Here is a 19,026-nt window from a genome sequence, read left to right as displayed (position 1 = left end):
TTTTGTGATGTCATTCAAATTTTAAATCTGTATGACAAGTTATCTTTGCTTCGCCCGGACAAGAGCGTCAGAGATTACCTGCCACGTCCTTTCGCTGTTGCCCGGGCAAACACTTCCCAGGCGCAGTCAGCCTCATGGCGAAGCAACAATTCTGGTGTTCAGGACGCTCATCGGATCTTACGCACAGATAACAATAAACCAGTGCGTAAAACATCGGGCCGCTCCCAGTGAAATCATCTGGCGGCGATATCCCCGGAAAACACTTTAGGGAAGCCAGAAGCCCATGCTCAGGCAGCGTGGTGCGAAATACGCCATGACAGCGTGCGTTGTCATTGCCGGATTATTTACTGGGAGAGAGTTAAATGGGTAAGATTAAAGGGTTACGCTGGTACATGATCGCACTGGTGACATGCGGCACTGTATTAGGCTATTTAACACGTAACGCCATTGCCGCCGCAGCACCGACGCTGATGACTCAGCTCAACATTACTACTCAGCAATATTCTTATATTATCGCCGCTTATTCCGCCTGCTATACCCTGATGCAGCCGGTTGCCGGTTATGTTCTTGACGTCATGGGCACAAAAGTCGGTTACGCCATGTTCGCCGTGATGTGGGCCATCTTCTGTATGGCGACCGCACTGGCCAGCAGCTGGGGTGGCCTGGCGATCGCCCGTGGTGCTGTCGGTATGGCTGAAGCCGCGATGATCCCTGCCGGCCTGAAAGCCAGCAGCGAATGGTTCCCGGCCAAAGAGCGTTCTATCGCCGTGGGCTACTTTAACGTCGGTTCTTCTATCGGCGGGATGATTGCACCACCGCTGGTTGTCTGGTGCATCGTGATGCACAGCTGGCAGCTGGCCTTCATCATTACTGGCGCACTGAGCCTGATCTGGGCAATGAGCTGGCTGGTGTTCTACAAACATCCTAAAGATCAAAAGAAACTCAGCACCGAAGAACGTGATTACATTCTGGAAGGTCAGGAAGCACAGCATCAGACGAACAACGGCAAAAAAATGTCTGCCTGGGAAATTCTGCGTAACCGTCAGTTCTGGGGCATCGCACTGCCACGCTTCCTGGCTGAACCCGCCTGGGGCACATTCAACGCCTGGATCCCGCTGTTCATGTTCAAGGTGTATGGTTTTAACCTGAAAGAAATCGCGATGTTTGCGTGGATGCCGATGCTGTTCGCTGACCTTGGTTGTATCCTGGGTGGCTATCTGCCTCCGCTGTTCCAGAAATACTTCAAAGTTAACCTGATCGTCTCCCGTAAAATGGTGGTGACGATGGGTGCTGTCCTGATGATCGGCCCAGGCATGATTGGCCTGTTCACCAGCCCTTACGCCGCTATCGCATTACTGTGCATCGGCGGTTTTGCTCACCAGTCACTGTCTGGCGCGCTGATTACACTGTCCTCTGACGTGTTTGGCCGTAACGAAGTGGCGACTGCCAACGGTCTGACTGGGATGGCCGCGTGGATGGCAAGTACCATGTTTGCTCTGGTGGTGGGTGCGTTGGCCGATACCATCGGTTTCAGCCCGCTGTTTGCCGCTCTTGCCGTCTTCGACCTGCTCGGCGCCATTATTATCTGGACCGTGCTGCAGAACCGTTCCGCAGTAGAAGCGGCCCCGGCTCCGCTGAAAACCGCGAAAGCCTGATCCGCCAATCACAAGCCCGGTAAAATTCTTTGCCGGGTTTGTCTCTTTCTGACATTTCTCCAGTGCCTTTGTGGCCGATGCACGGTGCATCAACCTTTCGTAAATCGTATACTGGTAGTTGTATAATAGGTTTGCAGGTCTGTCCGACACTCGCATCTTGCAGGTTTCACTACTTTTAAAGAGCACTCATATGGAATCCACAGACACCAGACGCCTTTACCAACAACTGGCTGCCACGCTCAAGGAACGAATCGAAACGGGTGTGTATCCGGTTGGCGAGAAGTTACCTGCTGAACGTCTCATTTCAGATGAGATGGATGTCAGCCGCACCGTAGTGCGCGAAGCGATTATCATGCTGGAAGTTGAAGGTTATGTGGAAGTCCGTAAAGGCTCGGGCATTCATGTGATGTCAAATCAGCAACGCCACCTTGTGGTGCCTGATAATGGCATCGAGTTTGGCACTGCCGGTCCGTTCGAGCTGCTGCAGGCGCGTCAGTTGATTGAAAGCAATATCGCGGAGTTTGCCGCGACGCAGGTCACTAAACAGGACATCATGCGCCTGATGGAAATTCAGGAGCACGCGCGCCAGGAAGATCGTTTCCGTGATTCTGAATGGGATTTGAAATTCCATGTGCAGGTAGCGCAGGCCACGCAGAATAATGCGCTTTCAACTATCGTAGAAAAAATGTGGAGCCAGCGGTTGCATAACCCTTACTGGCGTAAACTGCATGAGCACATCGATGAGAAATCGATTGAAAGCTGGTGCGAAGATCACGACCTGATCCTCAAAGCACTGATTCGCCGCGATCCGCATGCGTCGAAACTTGCCATGTGGCAGCATCTGGAAAATACCAAACAAATGCTTTTCCGCGCCACCAGCGATGATTTCGAATTTAACGTAGACCGTTATCTTTATTCAGAAAACCCGGTTGTACATCTGGATCCACCGCTGCTTAATACTAAATAAATTCCCCTTAAGGCCGGAAATTTCACCCAACCGGCCTTTTCTCCACTTCTGCGTGATTTCGCATTATCCTGTCAGACACTGTCGAGTAGTGTCAGCCAATGTAAAACCCCTTTCCATTACGTGCGCCGGACTTAAATGATCGGTCTCAACGCGCTATATTTACCTGTCTGAGTTATTGTTATTTTGTTACAGTTAGACCCGTTTTTTTACGCGTTTACGAGGCATGAAACAGCACTTTAAACGTGTAGATCCCCGATGAACTCAAACCAGATAGCCCGCCAGGGAAATGGCGACCTTATCAGCTTACAGGCCGCGTCGAGACATATTCTCCGCTGATGTGAATGCTGACCCACTGAAAATGATGGAGTTTTACACGACAGATGGAAATTATCAGCTCGCTCATCGATGCCCTCTGGCAACAAGATTATGTCACCCTCGCCAACCCATCTCTGGTTTGGGCGCTGTACCTGATTTTATTCATGATCATCTTTCTGGAAAACGGATTACTGCCTGCGGCATTTTTACCCGGCGACAGCCTTCTGATCCTCGTGGGCGTACTGATTGCCAAAGGTGCTATGAATTTCCCACTGACGATTTTCCTGCTGACGACCGCCGCCAGCCTTGGCTGCTGGCTCAGTTACGCGCAGGGAAAATGGCTGGGGAATAACCGGATAGTCCAAAGCTGGCTGGCCCATTTACCGGTGCAATATCACGAGCGTGCGCACGCCTTGTTCCATAAGCATGGGCTTTCCGCGCTGCTGGTTGGCCGCTTTCTGGCCTTTGTCCGCACTCTGCTGCCAACAATTGCCGGTTTATCGGGCCTGAGCAACAGCCGTTTTCAGTTTTTCAACTGGGTGAGCGGTCTGCTATGGATCCTGATCCTGACCTCGTTAGGGTATTTCCTCGGCAAAACGCCGCTGTTCCTGAAATACGAAGATCTGGTAATGAATTGCCTGATGCTGCTGCCGGTGCTTTTGCTGATTGGCGGGCTGGTCGGTTCCATCGTCGTTTTGTGGCGTAAAAAGCACGCTGACCGGCAGAACAAAGGCAAAAGCGCATAATGAATCGCCTGCTGAGAAAGCACTCATTTATCTGCCCGGCGCTGTTTATTCTGCTGGCCGCCGCGGCCATGATCGGGCTGGCGATATCGCGTCTTCCGGCACCGGCAAACGCGCTGCAAATTCGCCCGGCACGTTCTGGCGTGGCCCTGCCCGATGGTTTTTATGTCTACCAGAGTCTGACCGAGCGCGGCATTCACATCAAAAGTATTACCCCGCTGGAAGATGGTTTAGTGGTTCAGCTCGATTCCGCTGCACAGCGCAAAATGGCGGAAGCGGCTTTGCAAACCATTTTGCCCGCAGGCTTTGTGATTCAGTATTGCGAACCGCCTCATACCAAAGCCTGGCTAACCAAACTGGATCGTGATCGTTTAAAGTTTGGGTAACTGACAGCGGATTTGTCTCATATCACTACCCATTTGTCGGTGATATGCTTTCAAAGCTAGTTATTCAAAAAATCTATACTCACGGAAATAAGTGCCACAATCACTTAACCATCAAAAGGAAGCCCGACGATGAAAATCACTTTATCTGCACTCGTTTTAGCCCCTGCATTATTATTCTCTAACGCCAGCTTTGCTGCTCCTCAGCCAGAAAGCTGCGTGACGAAACAGCACGAAATTCAGAAACAGATCGACGAAGCCCGCCTTCACAAAAACGAGAACCGCGTCGACGGTTTGGAAAAAGCACTGCGCGAGAATAAAGCGCACTGTACCGATGCAGGGCTTAAAGCTGAGAACCAGAAACGTGTCGAAGAAAAACGTGAGAAAGTCCGCGAACGTGAGCAGGAGCTGAAAGAAGCACAGGCGAATGGAAATCATGAAAAAATCGCCAAAAAGCAGCAAAAACTGGAAGAAGCACAGTCTGAACTTAAACAGGCTCAGGGTCTGTAATCCCCTTTCTTAAAGCGCCCTGTGGGCGCTTTAATGCGGGATCTTGCTTTTTAAAACAGACAATTCGCATTTGCGATCACCTGAATATCCGCTATGTTAAAAGTTCGAATCAGTTAACGTATGGAGTGACTTACACATGGCTAGTAATACATCAGAACAACTGCGCGCTGAATTAAAGTCATTGGCAGATACGCTGGAAGAAGTTCTTCAGACCTCTACCGATAAGCCGAAAGCTGAACTCGATAAGTTACGCGGCAAAGCAGAATCCCTGCTGAAAGATACCCGCGAGCGTCTGAGCGATACCGGCGATAAGATTGCCACTCAGACCAAAGAAATCGCTGGTAAAGCCGATGATTACGTACATGAAAAACCGTGGACAGGCGTCGGTATTGGTGCCGCTGTCGGTGTTGTGATTGGCGTTCTGTTAGCCCGTCGCTAATTATGTCAGAACCGATAAAACAGGCACCACAAGGACCGGGGAAAGGGCTTTTTGACATCGTTTCACGCATCGCCACCGTGGTGGTGGGCATGGTTGAAACGCGAGTCAGGCTGGTTGTTGTTGAGCTGGAAGAGGAAAAGGCCAATATTTTCCAATTGCTGCTCATGGCTGGCATTACCCTGATTTTCACCGCCTTTGGTCTTATGAGTTTGCTGGTTCTCCTTTTCTGGGCGATTGACCCGGCGTATCGCCTGATTGCAATCGGCACGGCGACCGGTGTTCTGCTGTTCCTTGCGGTGGTTCTGGGTGCGATGACGCTGGCAAAAGCCAAACGTTCAACGCTTTTGAGCCTCACCCGCAAGCAGCTGGATATTGACCGGGCGTTGCTGGAAAAGGATGACAATCCATGAGTATCCCGAACCGCGCTATCGAAAAAGTCAGGCTTTTGCGCCAGATTGAGCGCCAGCGCGCCGAGCTGTCTGAGGCGGGTTCTGACTGGCTGGATGCCACAGCGAAAATTGATCGCGGCTGGGTGAAAATCGTGGATATGCGTAAGTATCTGGTCGTGGGTTCCAGCCTGATTGCCGTTTACGGCATCCGCCATCCCAGCAGCGTTGTACGCTGGTCAAGGCGGGCATTTGGCATCTGGGGCACCGTACGACTGTTCCGCAAGACTTTCGTCAGCAAATAAACTTAGCGACATTCACATCAAAGGGTCGGGTGATTATTCATCCGACCCTTTTCTTTTTGAATAACAATCCTTCCGCAGTTCAATTTATTTGAATCATTCCAACAGTTTTACTTGCTAACAAAGCGTAATCGTTCGACTTATTATCTCGTCATCAACTGATGCGGTAACGGCGAGAAACATTTTCTGACCGGACCGGTAACACTTTAAGCTCAATTTGAGCACACTACGCTTTGGAGAAGAAAATGACTAAGTTACAAGACACAGCTTTACTGGTAGCCCGTATCCTGATGCCAATTCTGTTCATCGTTGCCGGTTGGGGAAAAATTAATGGTTACACCGCAACTGCGGGCTACATGACTTCCATGGGCGTTCCAAGCTTCTTCCTGCCACTGACTATCTTGTTGGAATTTGGCGGCGGTCTGGCCATCCTGTTCGGCTTCTTCACCCGTACTACTGCGCTGATCACAGCCATCTTCACCATCCTGACGGCGCTGATCTTCCACACTGATTTTGCACAGGGCGTGAACCAGATGATGTTCATGAAAAACCTGTCCATTGCTGGCGGTTTCTTCGTCCTGTTCGCTTCAGGCCCAGGCGCATTCAGCATCGACCGTCTGATTAAGAAAAACTGGTAATCACTGCTCCGGCACCAGGGCGCTGTAACCAGGCTATAATTAAATAAGACAATAAAAAGCACCTGCAGGGCGATGTGATTAATCACCTCGCCCTTTTTTTTTATTCTGAAAGATCACTGACAGTAAGGAAAATATCATGGGACAACTGGTCGACGGCAAATGGCAGGACACCTGGTATGACACCAAATCTACCGGCGGTCATTTCAAACGTTCTGCAGCGCAGTTCCGCAACTGGATCACACCCGATGGCGCACCGGGCGAGCACGGTGTCGGCGGTTTTACCGCTGAGCGCGACCGCTATCATCTTTATGTTTCACTGGCCTGTCCGTGGGCACACCGGACACTGCTGATGCGAGCCCTGAAAGGGCTCGAAGACATTATCCCTGTTTCCGTCGTACACCCGCTGATGCTGGAACACGGCTGGACGTTCGGAACCGATTTCCCGGCCGCTACCGGCGATGATTTGTATCACCTGAGTTATGCGTATGAAATCTATCTGCGTGCGCAGAATGATTACACAGGCCGCGTGACCGTGCCGATCCTGTGGGACAAAAAGCAGCAGACGATCGTCAGCAACGAATCTTCAGACATCATCCGCATGTTCAACAGCGCTTTTGATGCCACCGGCGCGAAAGCGGGCGATTATTACCCGCAAAACCTGCGCACTGAGATCGACACGATTAATGAGTGGGTCTATCCGCAGATTAATAACGGCGTGTATAAAGCGGGTTTTGCGACCTCTCAGGACGCGTACGACGAAGCAGTGGATGGCGTGTTTGCTGCGCTGGAACGCGCTGAGGAATTACTGGGTAAGCATCGTTACCTGACCGGCAATCAGCTCACCGAAGCCGATCTTCGTCTGTGGACCACGCTGGTTCGCTTTGATCCGGTCTACGTCACGCATTTCAAATGCGACCGTCACCGCATCAGCGATTATCCGAATCTGTACGGTTTCCTGCGCGATATTTATCAGATGCCGGGAATTCGTGAAACTGTGAATTTTGCGCATATTCGCAATCACTATTACCGCAGCCACGCCACGATTAACCCTTACGGAATTATCTCTACCGGACCGGCGCAGGATTTAGATTCACCGCACGGCCGCGATACCCGTTTCAGCTAATCACGCTGGCATTCTTCCCTTTCTGACAGGGGAAGAATGCCCGTCACATTGATTCACTTCACTTCGCTTCACGCGTCGCCAGCAACCGTGGAATTTCACGCAGGAACCAGGCTTTTGCCTCGCCCATGCTGTCGCGACGCCACGCCATAATGATGTCGGTTTCACGGTTATATTCCGCACTGACCACCCGCAAACGCCCTTCGGCAATATCCTGTTCAACCATCGGATAAGGCATCGTCGCGACGCCCAGTCCGGCCAGCAGCGCTTTGCGTTTTTCTTCAATGGTACTGACCGTCAGACGTTGCTGCTTATCGAGCAACTGCACAGTGAGCACCGGGCGTTCACGCGCGGTATCTGCCACGGCAATCCCGCGGTATTTCACACGGCTGACTTCAGAAAGCGGCTCGGCTTCCAGATGAATCGGATGATCCGGCGCCGCCACGTAAACGCTGACAAGCTTGTACAGTTTGCGGCTGTTAATTTCTGTCGAGGAACGGAAATGCATATCGGGCGCGATGACAATATCCGCACGCCCCTGCTCAAGACGCTCCCACGCCCCCGCCAGCACTTCGGTAATCAGCGAAACCTGCGTGTTGGCTTTCAGCGCCAGCTTTTCAATCAGCGGGAATAATTGCGCGGCCGGGGATAAGGCTTCGCAAACGATCGTGATGTGGGTTTCCCAGCCACGTGCCAGCGCTTCGGCATCGACGGTCAGTTTGTCGGCGGCTTCGAGCAGCACACGGCCACGCTCAAGCAGCATCCGGCCCACATTGGTGAATTTTGTCCGATGACCTGAACGGTCAAACAACACCACGTCCAGCTCTTCTTCCAGTTTTTGCATGGTATAGCTCAACGCAGACGGGACGCGGCCCAGCTCATCAGCGGCGGCGGCAAAACTTCCTCTGCGGTCAATCGCATCCATGACCCGTAATGCTTCCAGTGTGAGTGCGCGATCCTTAGCCATTCTTTTCTCTGTCAGGAAATTTGAATATAGCGACCAGATTAACTGGCTAACAATCACACGTCCAGACGCTTACCATTTATACATCGAAATTTTTAAGAGAGGCGACCGCCATGATCACCAGCAGAACGGCAAAAGAGTGCGGCACCGCTGACTTTGGTTGGCTGCAGGCACGTTACACTTTCTCCTTTGGACATTACTTTGATCCGAAGCTGATGGGCTATGCGTCACTGCGCGTTCTGAATCAGGAAGTGCTAGCGCCAGGTGCCAGTTTCCAGCCACGGACTTATCCGCGCGTTGATGTTCTGAATCTGGTTTTACAGGGCTCGGCGGAATACCGCGACAGCGAAGGTAATAGCGTGCGGGTCGAAGCCGGTGAAGCGGCGCTGCTTTCCACGCAGGCCAACGTCAGTTACAGCGAGCTGAATACCCGTGCGAACCAGCCACTGACACGCATGCAGTTATGGCTGGATGCCTGCCCCGAGCATGAAAATCCGTTAACCCAGAAAATGACGCTACCACAGGCGAAACATTTCCTGCTGGCGTCGCCGGATGGCAAAAACGGCAGCCTGCAATTGCGGCAAAATGTCTGGATACATCATCTGGATTTAAAACCGGGCGAGCAGATTTCCCTGCCGATCCAAGGTCAGCGGGCGTATCTGCAATCGATTCACGGACAAGTCGATGCGCGGGGTGAGGTCAGTCGCGAATCACAAAAACTGGCCTGCGGCGACGGGGCATTTATTCATCAGGAAAACAGCCTGACTGTTTCCGCCAGCACGCCGTTACGCGCTTTGCTGATCGACATGCCGGTTTAACATTCGCGGTTAACGGATTTTACGGATAACAGAAAGGCGAAAGCCCGCGCAGTAACCTGCGCGGGCTTTCTTTTGACGAGGGAGTTGACCGTTAAGCCGGGTTCTGTCGTGGACAGTCATTCGTCTAGGCCAGCAATCGCTCACTGGCTCAAGCAGCCTACCCGGGTTCAGTACGGGCCGTACCATGTGAACCCCTATTTGGCCTTGCTCCGGGTGGAGTTTACCTTGCCACGAACTGTTGCCAGCCGCGCGGTGCGCTCTTACCGCACCCTTTCACCCTTACCTGATCCCACTTGCGCGGGCCATCGGCGGTTTGCTCTCTGTTGCACTTGTCGTAAGCTCGCGCTTCCCAGGCGTTACCTGGCACCCTGCCCTATGGAGCCCGGACTTTCCTCCCCTCCACCTGTCTCCCCCGAAAGGGACGGCAGTGAAGCGGCGACTGTCTGGTCAACTCCGCGGCGGATAATAGGGTATTACGCCCTATTTGTCACCCTCTTGCTCATCAAGCGCGTATTTATACAACGCATTCTTCTTCACGCCGTGGATTTCTGCGGCCAGCGCGGCGGCCTTTTTCAACGGTAACTCTTTTTGCAGCAGTGCCAGCGTGCGCAGAGCGTCAGCGGGCAACGCTTCCACATCGACTTTATGGCCTTCCACAATCAGCACCATTTCGCCGCGACGACGGGTTTCCACTTCCTTCACCCACGCCAGCAGTTCACCGACCGGCGCACCATGAATGTTTTCCCAGGTCTTGGTCAGTTCACGCGCCAGCACCACATAACGCTGCGGCCCCCAGACTTCGACCATATCCTGCAAACTGTCGATCAGACGATGCGTGGATTCATAGAAGATCAGCGTGCGCGGTTCTTCGATCAACGCCAGCAAAGTGTCTTTGCGCGATTTCGTTTTAGCAGGCAGAAAGCCTTCGTAACAGAAACGGTCGGAGGGCAAACCGGCGGCGCACAGTGCCGTAATGGCAGCACATGCCCCCGGCAAAGGCACGACACGGATGCCCGCTTCACGACAGCGGCGCACGAGGTGGTAACCGGGATCGTTAATCAGCGGTGTACCGGCATCTGAAACCAGCGCGATGGTCTGGCCTTCCTGCAATTTCGCCAGCAAATGCTCGGCTTTTTGCTGTTCATTGTGGTCATGCAGCGGGTACATTTTGGCGCTGATCGCGAAGTGTTGCAGCAGCAATCCGGTATGACGGGTGTCTTCCGCGGCAATCAAATCTACACTGTTGAGAACGGCCAGCGCGCGTTGGGTAATATCCCCTAAATTGCCAATTGGCGTCGGTACGATATACAGCGTTGAGGCAGAAATATCTGCTTGATCGTCTTGATTCATTGTTTCATCCGGATTGCCGATTTAATATTGAGCATCTTGAAAAAACATCACTGGAAACTGAATGCCTTCCTCAATGACTTTTCGTACCCGTTCGGGACGTTTACTCCCTGCCATCATCGTGGCTATGCTTCTCGCCAGCTGTTCCGGTCAGGCGCCGCAAGCACCGACTGAAAGTGTCCAGGGTGCAGCGTCCGGCAGCTCTGATTATTATCTGCAGCAGGCACAACAAAGCGGTGATGATAACAAGGCTGACTGGCAATTGCTTGCAGTCCGTGCCCTGATACGTGAAGGCAAAGTGCCTCAGGCCGCCGAACAACTCGCCAAAGTGCCGCAAAATCTGACGGCTGCACAAACGGTTGAACAGCAGCTAACCAGTGCAGAAGTTCAGGTTGCCCAGAAGAATTACCCGGCAGCAGCAACCAGTCTGAGCCAGATAGACCCGGCCAAACTGAACAATGATCAGAAAGCCCGTTACTATCAGGCGCAAATCGATGCCAGCCAGGGCCGTACCAGCCTGGGGCTGATCCGTGCTTACATCGCGCAGGAACCGCTGTTGCAAGGTCAGCTTCATCAGACCAATATCGACGAAACCTGGACCGCACTGACGCAGATGTCCGCGCAGGATGTTAACAGCATCGTGATTAATGCGGATGAAAATACTCTGCAAGGCTGGCTGGATTTACTGAGTGTCTGGCAGAGCAACAAGCAGGATCCAGATCTGCTGAAAGCCGGTATCAAAGACTGGCAGCGCCGCTATCCGGTCAATCCGGCGGCCAAAACCCTGCCGACACAGCTCAATAACGTGCTGACTTTCCAGCCTGCGTCTACTGGTAAAATCGCACTGTTCCTGCCAATGAGCGGGCCTGCACAGGTTTATGGCAATGCTATCCAGCAGGGTTTCAATGCAGCGATGAACGGCCAGGTCAGCCAGGCCACGCCACAACCGGCAACACCAGCCGATCCTAACGCGCAAGCGCAGACCACACCGGCAGATCCTAATGCCGCGGTCAGCACCTCCGCCCCGGATGCCGCCACGCAGCCACAAACCTCACCCGCACAGCCCGCGACCGTTTCTGCACCCGTTATCAGCAGTAATGCGCAGGTGAAAGTGTACGATACCAACGGTCAGCCTCTGGCGGCGTTACTGACGCAGGCACAGCAGGATGGCGCGACACTAGTGGTCGGGCCGTTGCTGAAAGATCAGGTGAATGAGCTGGGTAATACCCAGACGCCTCTGAATGTTTTAGCGCTCAATCAGCCAGAAACTGAGAAAAACAGTGCGAATATCTGTTACTTTGCGCTCTCGCCGGAAGACGAAGCGCAGGATGCAGCCCGCCACATGTGGGCAGAACAGAAACGTTCGCCACTGTTGCTGGTCCCACGCGGTGCCTTCGGTGACCGTATTGCGCAGGCATTTGCAAATGAATGGCAGAAACTGGGCGGGCAAACGGTCCTGAAACAAGGGCTGGGCTCTGCCGGTGAATTACGTTCATCTATTGGCAGCGGCATTCGCTTGACCGGTACGCCGGTTACCGCAAGCGACAGCGCAGTTCCGGCACAAGCGCAGGGTGTCACGATTGGCGGTATTACCATTCCGGCTCCACCAACCGATGCGCAGATTACGCAAGGCAGCACCGGCGGTGCGGTGGATTCCGTTTACGTCGTGGCCACTCAGAGCGAGCTGACACTGATTAAACCGATGCTGGATCTGGCCGTCAGTGGCCGTTCTCATCCATCCGTCTACGCAAGTTCACGCAGCTATCAGGCGGGAGCGGGCCCGGACTATCGTCTGGAAATGGAAGGAGTGGAATTTAGCGACATTCCTTTACTGGCGGGTTCCAACCCTGCGCTGATGCAGCAGGCCGCAGCGAAATTCGGCAACGATTACTCGCTGGTTCGTCTGTACGCGATGGGGATTGATGCCTGGAGTCTTGCAAATCACTTCTCACAAATGCGGACGCTGCCTGGCTTCCAGGTCTCCGGCAGTACCGGTGATTTAAGTGCCAATGAAAACTGCGTGATCCATCGCAAACTGCCGTGGCTGCAATACCGTCAGGGTTCGCTGGTTCCGGTTTCTTCATAAGAAACGCGGTTAACTTGCGCAGAGAAAACGGAGTTCTACGCACAAACATGTACAAGGACGTACTGATGATAAATTTTTTGTCAAAAACGCGGTCGTGCGGAGCCGAATACGAAGCTTACGCGCGACGCTATCTCGAAAGAGCCGGGTTAATTTTCGTGGCGGCCAATGTGGCCTGCCGTGCAGGTGAAATTGACCTGATCATGCGTGACCAGCAAACCTGGGTGTTTGTTGAGGTTCGCTACCGGCGCAATGCTAATTTTGGCGGCGCTGCGGCCAGCGTAACGCGTCAAAAACAACAGCGCTTGTTACGCGCGGCATCTTTCTGGCTTGCAAGCCATAACGCAAGCTTTGACACATCACCTTGCCGTTTTGATGTTTTAGCCATCACCGGCAGCCAGTTAGAATGGCTGCCCGATGCGTTCAATGCGGAATAAATATTACGACGACTGACTGGACGAAAACCCGTGCTGGATAGAATCAAAGTCTGCTTTACCGAAAGTATCCAAACCCAGATTGCAGCAGCTGAAGCCTTGCCTGACGCGATTTCTCGTGCCGCGATGACGCTGGTACAATCGCTGCTCAACGGCAACAAAATCCTGTGCTGCGGTAACGGCACCTCTGCGGCAAATGCCCAGCATTTTTCCGCTAGTCTGATTAATCGTTTTGAAACTGAACGTCCCAGCCTTCCTGCAATCTCACTATGTGCGGACAATATTGTTCTGACGGCGATTGCTAATGACCGTCTGCACGAAGAAATCTATGCCAAACAGGTGCGCGCTTTAGGTCAGGCTGGCGATGTTTTGCTGGCGATTTCTACCCGCGGCAACAGCCGTGATATTGTCAAAGCCGTTGAAGCAGCGGTCACCCGCGATATGACGATTGTCGCATTGACGGGTTATGACGGCGGCGAACTGGCGGGTTTACTGGGGCCTCACGATGTTGAGATCCGTATTCCCTCCCATCGCAGCGCCCGCATTCAGGAAATGCATATGCTCACAGTAAACTGCCTCTGTGACCTGATAGATAATACGCTGTTCCCACACCAGGACGATTAAGGAGATCCAATGAAGGCGAGCCCTCTCTTAGCTGTATTGTTAAGCGCCCTTCTGTTGCAAGGCTGTGTTGCTGCTGCGGTTGTTGGTGCAGCCGGTGTCGCAACCAAGACCACGACTGACCCGCGTTCAGTGGGCACTCAGGTTGATGACAGCACGCTGGAAGCCCGTGTTTCCAACGCGATAAGCAAAGATAAACAACTGAAAGATGAAGCCCGTATTGTCGCCACCGCGTATCAGGGCAAAGTTCTGTTAACCGGTCAGGCACCGTCTGCGGATATGGCTTCCCGTGCAAAACAAATTGCGATGGGCGTGGAAGGCGCAACGGAAGTGTATAACGAGATCCGCACCGGTAAACCGGTCAGCATGGGCACCGCCTCTGTGGATACGTGGATCACCACAAAAGTTCGCTCTCAGTTGCTGACCAGCGATTCCGTTAAATCTTCCAACGTCAAAGTGACGACCGAGAATGGCGAAGTGTTCCTGCTCGGCCTGGTCACGCAGGAAGAAGGTAAATCCGCGGCGGGGATTGCTGCCGGTGTCAGTGGCGTGAAACACGTGACGACAGCGTTTACTTACGTTAAATAATTCCGTCGGTTAAAGCAAAAAGGACAGCCCAGGCTGTCCTTTTTTACGCCCTGAAACCGCCTGAATTAATGCAGCTTATGCTCTTGCAGGAAAGATTCCCCACCGAGCTGGCTCATTTGCCTCAGGATCCACTGCTGACGACGCAGCACGTAGGCCGACGGCGCGTTGACTTTAAACAGATGCGGATTCGGCAATACGGCGGCCAGCAATGCGGCCTGAGAAGCCGTCAGGCGGCTGGCGGGTTTGTGGAAGAAATGCTGTGAGGCCTGCTCGACGCCAAATACGCCGTCGCCAAACTCCACAATGTTGAGATATACCGTCAGGATCCGACGTTTTGTCCAGACCGTTTCAATCCCCACGGTCAGCCCCGCTTCCAGCCCTTTTCTCACCCAACTACGGCCATCCCACAGAAAGAGATTTTTCGCCGTCTGCTGGGAAAGCGTCGATGCACCGCGCATTTTTCCGCCATCTTTATCCAGAACAGACTGGATGGCATCCACATCAAAGCCCCAATGCTCAGGGAATTTCTGATCTTCTGCCGCCATTACCGCCAGTGCCATTGGGGCAGAAATTTCGCTCATAGGCACCCAGTCTGAGTGCGCCACGTACCTGAAATCACCGGTGAGCCAGGCAGAAACCTGACGTTCGACCATCACGGCGGAAAAAGGAACGGGCAAAAAAGCAAAAAGCATGATGCCTGCGACCCATAAGCTGAGTAAAAGTATTACGGCACGTTTAAACCACAATACCGGTTTTCCCCAGATACCCTTTCCAGCAAATTTCTTCATTCTGCAGTTTCCACAACACATCTGACCATCTAATCAATCCCGGCAGGCGCCTGATAACTCAGGCTAGCGAAATGCTCTACAATTTTGCTAACAATTGTGTGATAAAGCGTAACTCTTCTCTAAAAAATATCATTCGAAATTCCGTTTTGATCACTGGCATCAATGAGTTCCGTTGCCAGACGCATCACTTTCCGGCTTTTATGCATTCTGCATTTAAAGACAACATGTAAAACACTTGTGAACGAACCCAAGAAATAAAGATTAGCCATTCTTATGAATCAAAACCATCAAACTGAACTATTTTTCACCAATTATCGGCTTTTCACCTTATTCTCTAACCCAAATCATAAAGGGGAAAAAGACAAGAAACTGCCCGCAGACCGGCAACTTAACCAGGTAAAAACCGGATCACCCTAAGTGAAATTTTTTCACTCGAAACAATTTTTAAAAATACGCCGCAATCAAAACTCAGGTTCAGGCCGGTGATCTACATAAATGATTAATAACAGCCACTTGCCAGTTATTCAGCGTATTCTCTTGCAGATACTCAGGTTAAATTACCAGCGAAAAAAGCAGTAAAAACTCGTCTAAGGCTTCACTTCCATAAGCAAAATTGCATGACGCCGGGACAACATCAACAGGCTTCATTTGTATTCTCTCAAAAATCCTGCGATAAAGGCTTGATGTTTTGTATAGACAAAGACTAATCTACATCACAGTTTTTAATGAATGTTGTAACAGTCGTGCTTATATTTGTTATGTTGATTGCTACAGGATGTATTAGACTTTAAGACTGAATTCCAAGACCTGCGAAAACCGAACCCTTATAACTATCGTGGGTCACCTCTTTCCCTGGTGTTGGCGCAGTATTCGCGCACCCCGGCCTCGGCTGGGGTTATTTTTTTTCAGCGTTTGCCGTCCAGTCACGTAACACCTGTATGTCATGACGCCATTCTGCTTTCAGCTCATCAATCCATTCCTGAACGTTATCCCACCACGCAGGCAACGTCGGCGTCTGAATTTGTTGCGCCAGTTGTTGCAGGTGCTTAAGCCCTACGGAACCCGCCGCGCCTTTGATTTTGTGGCCTTCTTCCGCAATCCCTTTCTGATCGCGCGCGGTCATATTGGAATCCAGCACCGCGAGATAGCCCGGCATCATTTTTTCGAACATATCTGCGCTCTGATAAATCAGTTTCGGCCCGACCAGATCGATGTACTGTTCAAGCATGGCGGTATCAAGCAACGTTTCGCTGTTTTTCATTTCGACAGGTTCCTTTTCCGTTACGGAAACTTCAGGCTGGTGATCCCAGAATTGCTGGATCATCGCGGTCAGCGCCGTGACGGACAGCGGCTTACTCAGCACATCGTCCATTCCGGCGTCGAGATACTCTTTTTTATCTTTCAGAACGTTGGCGGTCAGCGCAATCAGCGGCGGCAGATGTTTGCCCGCATAGTCGTTACGCAGTTTCCGGGCGATATCCAGCCCGGTCATGTCCGGCAGCTGGATATCGAGCAGGACGAGGTCAAATTCATCCGGGTCAAACATTTCCAGCGCATCATGCCCGTTCATGGCCACTTCCACGCTGTTTCCGAGTTTCTCCAGCACCGAACGCGCCACAATCACATTCAGCTCGATATCTTCCACCAGCAGCACGTGCAGCGCGGGCAGCGGCATATCCTCTTCTTCATCCACTTCGGCGACAGGCGCATCGAGCGTTGGCGCGCGTACGGTCAGCGTGAAGCAGGAACCCTTACCCGGTTCGCTGCTGACGGTGATATCGCCGCCCATGGTTTGTGCCAGACGTTTTGAAACGGCCAGCCCGATACCGGTTCCTGTCGCCGGTTTGCCGCCGTTCTGATCTTTCACCTGATAATACATGGCGAAAATTTTGTCCTGCTCGTCCTGCGGGATGCCCATGCCGGAATCGCGGACGACGAAACGCAGCATGTCGTTGGCTTCGTAATGGACGCTCAGCACAATTTCACCTTCGCGGGTGAATTTGACGGCGTTACCAATCAGGTTCCACAGGATTTGGCGTAAACGCGTGCCGTCCGTCGTGATACTGCGCGGCAACGGTAAATCCGGATCCATGACGAATTTCAGGCCTTTCGGTTGTGCCAGAAGGCCGGAGAGGTTTTCGAGATCGGACAGGAACTCAGTGAAATCCACGGGCTGATTGTCGAGCTGCACTTTGCGGCGCTCGATTTTGTCCATTTCGATAATGTCGTTGAAGATATTCCCGAGCGTGATCGCGCTGACGTGAATGGTTTTCAAATAGCTGTGCTGTTCTTTGTCGAGTTCGGTGTCCAGCAGAATGCGGCTCAGCCCGACGATACCGTTAAGCGGCGTACGCAGCTCGTGGCTGATCGTTGAAATAAAAGTGGTCTTTTCCCTGCTGGCGTTCTCTAACGCGTCCTGATAACGCTTACGCTCGGTGATATCACGTCCAAAGCCCATCAGACCATGTCGTTTACCAATACGGTCGTAGAAAGGCACTTTGCGCAGTTCGAAACAGGCTTTGCGTCCGTCCGGATAGACCAGCCATTGTTCGTAAGTCAGGGAAACGTTGTGACGGAAGACTTTCTCATCGGTTTCTACCACTTTTTCGGCGATGTCCGGGGTATACACGTCATCAGGTGTCAGGCCGATCAGCTGTTTTTCACTTTTGCCGGTCAGCAATTCCATCGCGCGGTTACAGCCCGAAAATTCTTTATCTTCATTGCGGTAGTAAACCAGGTCCGGGGAAGCATCAAGGAATGAGCGCAACAGCGCCGATTGCTGGCTCAGTTCAATTTGTGCCTGTTCGCGGTGATGCATTTCAAGCTTCAGCTTATCCACCACCGCCAGACGCGCCTCTTCGGCTTTCACGCGGTCGGCGATTTCCTGATTCAGCTGCGTGATATTGTCCTTAAGCTGCTGGTTCAGTTCGAGATCGCGATGGCGCATTTCTTCGAGCTTATCCACCAGACGCGCTAAACGCTGGCGCGATTCCTCAAGCTGTTCAACGACCACCGACAGGAAATACACCGCCCAGGGCGTAATCAGCAAACCAAAGAAGATGGAGCGAACCACGTCGATACTTTCAACTTGCCCGCGCAGGAGCATGGTCACCGCCATCTGGACAATCATCGCCAGCACCACCAGCGCAGACGCCAGCAGCAGTGAGAATCTCACCAGCCCCAGCTTGACCATCAGATCGACATAATACTGCGCTAAAACCCGGATTTGCTTCATAACGGTTCCCTTAAAACGAAGTCGCCTGAATCATACCGCAAAACCTTGCCGTGGTGAGTCTGCGGGCGAGATTGAGCGTAAAGTTTGTGAGATGCACCTTGCGGGGGCTTGTCGTGGTGCAATGCAGGAAATAAGGGCCGAGTTATTGACTAATTTGCGCCATGATATTATTAATATCGGCCGGCTTAATTTCGTCGCAGGCTTTGCCAACTGCCGCCCAGCAAACATTTTTTCCTTATACTCTCCGGTTTCATTCTCTCCCGGCGCACTCTGCGCAGGCATAACTATTCATTATTACTGCAAATAAAATCATTCACGCCAGTATAAATAATTCTTATTACGAAGAGCCGATCAGTACATTATTACTATCAGGTTAAAAACAGTGACAAACCGCATGCCCGCAGTGTTTTCCAGTATAAAATACTGGGAATTACTGACCTGCCAGCACGGTTCGGAGATATGAACCTTTTCCCATAGTGAGTCAGCTCACACTTTACACGCATTACCCCACCGACATTACGCCATTAAAAACGCCATAAATCATTTATATTTCAATTAATTAAACGTCTTTATATCACTTTTAATATAAGTTAATTCGCCATTTGACCTCCTTGTGCTTTCTCGCTAAGTTGGGAGTCCGCTGGAAGCAATCTCGACGGGTGAGCAACTCGTCATATTTATGCAGTAATT

Annotated in this window: 19 protein-coding genes and 1 other RNA gene; 15 read left to right on the top strand and 5 right to left on the bottom strand. The window is 52.1% G+C overall.

The genetic code is table 11. The annotated features are described in order from the left end of the window. Nucleotides 1-362: 362 nt before the first annotated feature. From ACLBVC_RS18040 to ACLBVC_RS17995, 10 genes are all read left to right on the top strand, one after another. Nucleotides 363-1,655, top strand: a complete 1,293-nt coding sequence (locus tag ACLBVC_RS18040; RefSeq protein WP_410150750.1) for an MFS transporter — start codon at nucleotides 363-365, stop codon at nucleotides 1,653-1,655. 190 nt (nucleotides 1,656-1,845) lie between these two features. Then, nucleotides 1,846-2,622 carry a transcriptional regulator ExuR gene (gene exuR / locus ACLBVC_RS18035; RefSeq protein ID WP_152327304.1) on the top strand — a complete coding sequence of 259 codons (777 nt, stop codon included), beginning with the start codon at nucleotides 1,846-1,848 and terminating at the stop codon, nucleotides 2,620-2,622. A gap of 380 nt (nucleotides 2,623-3,002) precedes the next feature. Next, a complete protein-coding gene (locus ACLBVC_RS18030; protein ID WP_195815567.1) occupies nucleotides 3,003-3,683 on the top strand; it encodes a DedA family protein in 681 nt (226 codons plus the stop codon). Further along, on the top strand, nucleotides 3,683-4,066 hold the full coding sequence (mzrA, locus tag ACLBVC_RS18025; protein WP_410150749.1) for an EnvZ/OmpR regulon moderator MzrA: 384 nt from the start codon (nucleotides 3,683-3,685) through the stop codon (nucleotides 4,064-4,066). The genes ACLBVC_RS18030 and mzrA overlap by 1 nt, the downstream gene beginning before the upstream one ends. Nucleotides 4,067-4,195: 129 nt before the next feature. Beyond that, complete coding sequence (locus ACLBVC_RS18020; RefSeq protein WP_410150748.1) at nucleotides 4,196-4,573, top strand: DUF1090 domain-containing protein; 378 nt, start codon at nucleotides 4,196-4,198, stop codon at nucleotides 4,571-4,573. Between the two features lie 136 nt (nucleotides 4,574-4,709). Continuing rightward, nucleotides 4,710-5,012 carry a DUF883 family protein gene (locus ACLBVC_RS18015; protein ID WP_152327308.1) on the top strand — a complete coding sequence of 101 codons (303 nt, stop codon included), beginning with the start codon at nucleotides 4,710-4,712 and terminating at the stop codon, nucleotides 5,010-5,012. A 2-nt stretch (nucleotides 5,013-5,014) separates the two neighbouring features. Further along, a complete protein-coding gene (locus ACLBVC_RS18010; RefSeq protein ID WP_410150747.1) occupies nucleotides 5,015-5,422 on the top strand; it encodes a phage holin family protein in 408 nt (135 codons plus the stop codon). After that, a complete protein-coding gene (locus ACLBVC_RS18005) occupies nucleotides 5,419-5,703 on the top strand; it encodes a YqjK-like family protein (RefSeq protein WP_410150746.1) in 285 nt (94 codons plus the stop codon). The genes ACLBVC_RS18010 and ACLBVC_RS18005 overlap by 4 nt, the downstream gene beginning before the upstream one ends. Nucleotides 5,704-5,945: 242 nt before the next feature. Then, a complete protein-coding gene (locus ACLBVC_RS18000) occupies nucleotides 5,946-6,338 on the top strand; it encodes a DoxX family protein (RefSeq protein WP_101074992.1) in 393 nt (130 codons plus the stop codon). Between the two features lie 136 nt (nucleotides 6,339-6,474). Next, nucleotides 6,475-7,461 (top strand): glutathione S-transferase family protein, encoded by a 987-nt coding sequence (locus ACLBVC_RS17995; protein WP_410150745.1) that lies wholly within the window; start codon nucleotides 6,475-6,477, stop codon nucleotides 7,459-7,461. A gap of 58 nt (nucleotides 7,462-7,519) precedes the next feature. Here the strand turns inward: ACLBVC_RS17995 and ACLBVC_RS17990 are convergent, their stop codons facing one another. After that, nucleotides 7,520-8,425 carry a LysR family transcriptional regulator gene (locus ACLBVC_RS17990; protein ID WP_195825202.1) on the bottom strand — a complete coding sequence of 302 codons (906 nt, stop codon included), beginning with the start codon at nucleotides 8,423-8,425 and terminating at the stop codon, nucleotides 7,520-7,522. A 110-nt stretch (nucleotides 8,426-8,535) separates the two neighbouring features. On the opposite strand from ACLBVC_RS17990, the gene ACLBVC_RS17985 reads away from it, so the two are divergent. After that, the gene (locus tag ACLBVC_RS17985; RefSeq protein WP_410150744.1) at nucleotides 8,536-9,240 is read left to right on the top strand and encodes a pirin family protein; all 705 of its coding nucleotides are present in this window, start codon (nucleotides 8,536-8,538) and stop codon (nucleotides 9,238-9,240) included. Nucleotides 9,241-9,316: 76 nt separating this feature from the next. Here ACLBVC_RS17985 and rnpB read toward each other — a convergent pair. Both rnpB and rsmI read right to left on the bottom strand, forming a co-directional pair. Continuing rightward, nucleotides 9,317-9,695, bottom strand: an RNA gene (rnpB, locus tag ACLBVC_RS17980) — RNase P RNA component class A. A 25-nt stretch (nucleotides 9,696-9,720) separates the two neighbouring features. Continuing rightward, complete coding sequence (gene rsmI / locus ACLBVC_RS17975; protein ID WP_410150743.1) at nucleotides 9,721-10,590, bottom strand: 16S rRNA (cytidine(1402)-2'-O)-methyltransferase; 870 nt, start codon at nucleotides 10,588-10,590, stop codon at nucleotides 9,721-9,723. A gap of 61 nt (nucleotides 10,591-10,651) precedes the next feature. Between rsmI and ACLBVC_RS17970 the strand changes: the two genes are divergently transcribed. From ACLBVC_RS17970 to dolP, 4 genes are all read left to right on the top strand, one after another. Next, entirely contained in the window at nucleotides 10,652-12,673 is a 2,022-nt protein-coding gene (locus ACLBVC_RS17970; RefSeq protein WP_410150742.1) for a penicillin-binding protein activator, read from the top strand. A gap of 65 nt (nucleotides 12,674-12,738) precedes the next feature. Beyond that, the gene (locus ACLBVC_RS17965) at nucleotides 12,739-13,107 is read left to right on the top strand and encodes a YraN family protein (protein WP_410150741.1); all 369 of its coding nucleotides are present in this window, start codon (nucleotides 12,739-12,741) and stop codon (nucleotides 13,105-13,107) included. A 30-nt stretch (nucleotides 13,108-13,137) separates the two neighbouring features. Beyond that, entirely contained in the window at nucleotides 13,138-13,728 is a 591-nt protein-coding gene (gene diaA, locus ACLBVC_RS17960; RefSeq protein WP_013577230.1) for a DnaA initiator-associating protein DiaA, read from the top strand. 9 nt (nucleotides 13,729-13,737) lie between these two features. After that, complete coding sequence (gene dolP / locus ACLBVC_RS17955) at nucleotides 13,738-14,313, top strand: division/outer membrane stress-associated lipid-binding lipoprotein (protein WP_410150740.1); 576 nt, start codon at nucleotides 13,738-13,740, stop codon at nucleotides 14,311-14,313. A 65-nt stretch (nucleotides 14,314-14,378) separates the two neighbouring features. Here the strand turns inward: dolP and mtgA are convergent, their stop codons facing one another. Continuing rightward, nucleotides 14,379-15,101 carry a monofunctional biosynthetic peptidoglycan transglycosylase gene (mtgA, locus tag ACLBVC_RS17950; RefSeq protein WP_410150739.1) on the bottom strand — a complete coding sequence of 241 codons (723 nt, stop codon included), beginning with the start codon at nucleotides 15,099-15,101 and terminating at the stop codon, nucleotides 14,379-14,381. A gap of 895 nt (nucleotides 15,102-15,996) precedes the next feature. After that, a complete protein-coding gene (gene arcB, locus ACLBVC_RS17945) occupies nucleotides 15,997-18,336 on the bottom strand; it encodes an aerobic respiration two-component sensor histidine kinase ArcB (RefSeq protein WP_410150738.1) in 2,340 nt (779 codons plus the stop codon). Nucleotides 18,337-19,026: the final 690 nt, after the last annotated feature.

The organism is Rahnella selenatireducens (assembly GCF_046449555.1).
GTDB classification, from domain to species: domain Bacteria; phylum Pseudomonadota; class Gammaproteobacteria; order Enterobacterales; family Enterobacteriaceae; genus Rahnella; species Rahnella selenatireducens.
Note: the sequence above shows the minus strand (reverse complement) of the source record. Positions and strands in the feature narration are given on the sequence as shown.